Here is a 3,926-nt window from a genome sequence, read left to right as displayed (position 1 = left end):
TTGAACGGTGTTGGCGAGACAAACATTATTTGCTCTAGGGCGGTATAGCATAGGTGCAATCCCTTAGATGCCTGCCAATTCATTGGCGGGAGCCGTCACAGAATCAAATTTTGATGAAACTGATAATCTTTTCTCCCTCATTTACTCTCCTGAGAAAATCCTCTCTGTCAATATAAGGAATTCCGGCAGCTATAGAATCAGCCGCTTTTCTGCCGATGCCCGGAATTTCCCGGATAAGGGCAGGAGATGCGGTGTTTATATGCAGGGGATAGGGAATCCCGGTAATCGAACGCATTCCGTGTCCTGTGACAGTAATATCCGTGAATTTTCGCAGAGGAAGGAGGGCAGGAACTCCCACAAGTAGAGGATAAGAGCCAAGCTGCCTCCCGAAAGTGACCCCTCTGTCATGCACCTCGCACATTACATCTCTCAGTACCGTTCCTTCCGGCACGACCCGCCGGAGCATTGGAAGGTCGATGTTCTTCCGGACCTGTTCCTTATAGTCCAGAAAGAGTTTCTTGTGCTTCCTGGTTGCTTCGTCCCTTCCGTACATTGGAGTTCCGGGAAATGCCATAACCTGCCGGATATTAATCCTTCGGAGAAGCAGCCCTGAATCAAACACCTGCTGAAGGAAATCATAATTCAGCTGGAACGTTTTTTTCGTCTCACCCATCAGCCCGTGTACAAAATTAATGCCAGGAAGAATTTCCGGAAGCCCATTTGCCCCGCGCACGGCCCCAAGCCTGTTTACCAGTTTGATCGCCTCAAAAACTTCTTCGGAAGTCGCCTTGAGGGAATTTGCTGCAATCACCACGGGGTCAGCAGTCTCCATCCCAAAGGCTGCTACATCTCCGGGGGTGTGATATTTGATAATCGTCTTCAGAATCTGCTCTGACTCTTCGGGGTATGCTGCAAGGGTTATCGGATTTGCGTTGTCCATATGAAGCACGGAAAGCTCAGGTGCGGAATTCCGGATTCCACGGTAAAGCCTTTCAAGAACCTCGGGAACGGGTTTAGGGACAGGGCCTCCGGCATCGGTCCCGTGGTAAGAAAAAAGGTCAGGCTGCCTTCCTATTCTAAAATAGCGGGCTCCATGGGAATAAAGTGCAGAGACTTCGGAGACAACATCCTCTACAGGCCTGTAGTCCGAAGCCCCATAAAATGGCTCGGTACAGAAAGAACAGTGGATCTGCCTGCCGCAGCCCCTGTAGGTTTCAAGCTCGCACATACAGTAAGGGTAGTCCGGGTGCTGCCGGATCAAAAAAGCTCCTTTCGACCCCCAGCGCCCTATCTCGGCTGTTGTCCTGAAACGGTGGTCAATGGATTCCGGGGCTTTCAGCTTTGCAGGAAAGCTTCCGTTGCTTCCACTGCATCCGTTCCCGCCAGCCCCTCCCTCAAAGAGATCGTAAATAAAAGCCTCGACATCCATTTTTGCAAGCACGGCTTCTCCCAGGCTTATCCCGCTTTCCGTTCCCTTTGCAGCCCTTCCGCCTTCGCTGCTGAAACCGAGCCTGATAGGGCCGCCTATAACCTTTACCCCGCTCGCAGCCCGAAAGATAGTTTCGATCTCTCCAGGCGTGATAGGGGAAGCCCGAAGATATTTTCCAGGCACGGTCATGCCTGCAATAATTACCAGAAGATCTGCCTTGCCTATAAGCTCGCCAGCCCAGGGAGGGTTTTCCCTCAGGGTGTCGATGGTCAGGTAGTGAATATCGTTTTCGGAAAGCCCGCGCTCTCTAAGAGCTCCTGCTATGTACCGTGCGTAAGGGGAAAGGTATGGAGGAACCCCGAGGCAGGCGGGCTCGTCCACATAACCGTCTATGATGAGTGCTTTCATATCAGTTCTCGTTTCCTTTGTTTGATAATTAAAGTTGGAAGCATATGAAGTTGGAAGCATATACAGTGCAATCGGATATTAGATACAGGCGATTGGTAGATGCAGTAGGGTTATAGAAACATAGTGTAAGGTAACTGTAATAGAGCAGATTAAGAGCAGATTATAAAATAGACGTTAGAAACAATATAAAAAACACTGCTGCAGAAAAACACCGTAAACACAGAAGAGAAGAAAAATAATTATAAAATTGTTTTAGGGCCGGGACCGAGAATCGAACTCGGATCGTGGCCTCCACAGGGCCACAGGATAACCTCTACCCTACCCCGGCCACAGGGTCTGGTACTTCAGGTTTGAAGCAACCTATAGAAGGAGTTTATTTATATAAAGTTTTTGCCGGAAAAAGCAGGAGACTTTTCCAAGAAGAGGGAAGTTTTCTGTTTTCCGGCATTCTGAACAGGTAAAACCCCGATTTTTGGAGGGTTTCGGCTTGCTTCAGGCAAATATCAGATCATTTTAAGCCTATCAAGGGCAAGTTTTGCAGCCTTTTCTCCGGAAAGGAGCATGCCTCCGAAGACAGGGCCCATTCTCGGGGCACGGGTTGCGGCATTTGCGGCCATTCCTGCGACAATCAGCCCGGGATAGATCTCCTGGGTTGCGTCCACAGCCAGGCGCTCGCCGACCTCAGACCACATTGGCTTTTCCCCGAGCATCCCGAGTTCTCCGATCTTTGCGTTAGGGATTTTCCTGAGAATCGTGTTGCAGACAACAGCATCATGCCCTGTCCCGTCGATCACGAGTTTTGTGCGGATCATGAGAGGGTCCACGTGCAGGCGCTGTGTTGTGACAGGACCCCAGTTGATGACAATTCCAGTAACCCTGTCGTTCTCCCGGATCATGACGTCCTCAAAGCTCACAAGGTTAAAGACCTCAGCCCCTGCCGAAGTTGCCCCTGCAATCAGCTTCCCGACGGATTCTACGGAATTTGCCACATAATACCCGGGCTGGTACTCCTTATACCTGATTCCGAAGTCGTCCAGGACGTGGCAGGCTTCTTCCTGCACAACTATGCGCGGGAACATCATGCCACCGGCCCACATGCCGCCCCCGAGAGACAGCTTCTGCTCATAAATGGCAACCTTTGCCCCGGCTTCAGCCAGGTACTTTGCAGCCACCAGGTTTGCAGGTCCCCCTCCTATAAGTGCTACATCGATGTCAGTGTAGTCAAGGAAGGTTTTAGAATACTCTTCAAAAATTGCCCGTGTGATTATGACTTCGTCGAGTTCCATTTTAATCTCTCATTAAGTTGTAGGATTGAAGGTCCGGGGAAAACAACCCGGTATTTTAAGAAGTAAATCAGGGAATTGTTAACCCTGATCGTAAGCACTGAAATTCACATTTTGATAATGGGCATTCCTTTTAAAGTTGTTGGAATCTGATAGGGAGGATGGGGAGGATGGGGAGGATGGGGAGGATGGGGAAGAAAAGTAATAGTTCTGAAGCGGCTTCACATATGGCAATATCAAAGCTTTAAAAAATTACCAACCACGAAATTACAATTTTGGGAGTATTTTTAGGAGCGTGTGAAGATTTCGGTTTTCGTGACAAGAAGGTTTGAGGGACTGAAAAAATGGATCCCGGATTTTTAGATCAATTGAACTTCAAGCAGAGGGTAGGTTTTTCGGCTTTGATCTTTGCTCATTGCCGGGGTTCCAGTTTCATAGCTCGGATACCATGCCCACCCACGCTCGAAGAAGGAGAGCGTTCTGCCCTTAAATTTAATGAATGAAATAGAGTCAACACCTTTTTTCTGGCATTTACGTCTTTTATACAATTTTTAAATCTTGCCGGACAAAAAGGACCAACCTCGCTTCGCTCGGAACAATAATAACTGGGATACGATTCCAGTTACTTTGGATAATTAATAAAAAATAGATCAAACTCGAACAGACCGTGGACAGGGGTTAAGCAGGTTCGTATGAAAGAGGGCAGGGTCAACTACTCACCACTGAAGTGGCAAGCATGGATATCCCTGATTTCTCAGATCATATTATCCGTGTGGGTGGTTGACAGACACCCCTGAGACTCTAAG

At 48.7% G+C, this 3,926-nt stretch carries 2 protein-coding genes and 1 tRNA gene; all 3 read right to left on the bottom strand.

Going from position 1 to position 3,926, the window contains the following annotated elements; genetic code table 11:
• Positions 1 to 103: 103 nt before the first annotated feature.
• On the bottom strand, positions 104 to 1,837 hold the full coding sequence (locus EO92_RS11705; protein WP_048171779.1) for a radical SAM protein: 1,734 nt from the start codon (positions 1,835 to 1,837) through the stop codon (positions 104 to 106).
• A gap of 256 nt (positions 1,838 to 2,093) precedes the next feature.
• Positions 2,094 to 2,165, bottom strand: a tRNA-His gene (locus EO92_RS11700).
• 175 nt (positions 2,166 to 2,340) lie between these two features.
• Positions 2,341 to 3,123, bottom strand: a complete 783-nt coding sequence (locus EO92_RS11695; protein WP_048132415.1) for a sulfide-dependent adenosine diphosphate thiazole synthase — start codon at positions 3,121 to 3,123, stop codon at positions 2,341 to 2,343.
• Between the last annotated feature and the right edge of the window lie 803 nt (positions 3,124 to 3,926).

Source organism: Methanosarcina sp. 2.H.A.1B.4, from assembly GCF_000979385.1.
Lineage (GTDB): Archaea > Halobacteriota > Methanosarcinia > Methanosarcinales > Methanosarcinaceae > Methanosarcina.
The sequence above is the reverse complement of the archived record's forward strand: the minus strand, read 5'-3'. Positions and strand labels throughout refer to the sequence as shown.

Coding starts and splice junctions, on each gene's coding strand:
- EO92_RS11695 (WP_048132415.1), bottom strand. CDS start 3,123: ATGGAACTCGACGAAGTCATAATCACACGGGCAATTTTTGAAGAGTAT.
- EO92_RS11705 (WP_048171779.1), bottom strand. CDS start 1,837: ATGAAAGCACTCATCATAGACGGTTATGTGGACGAGCCCGCCTGCCTC.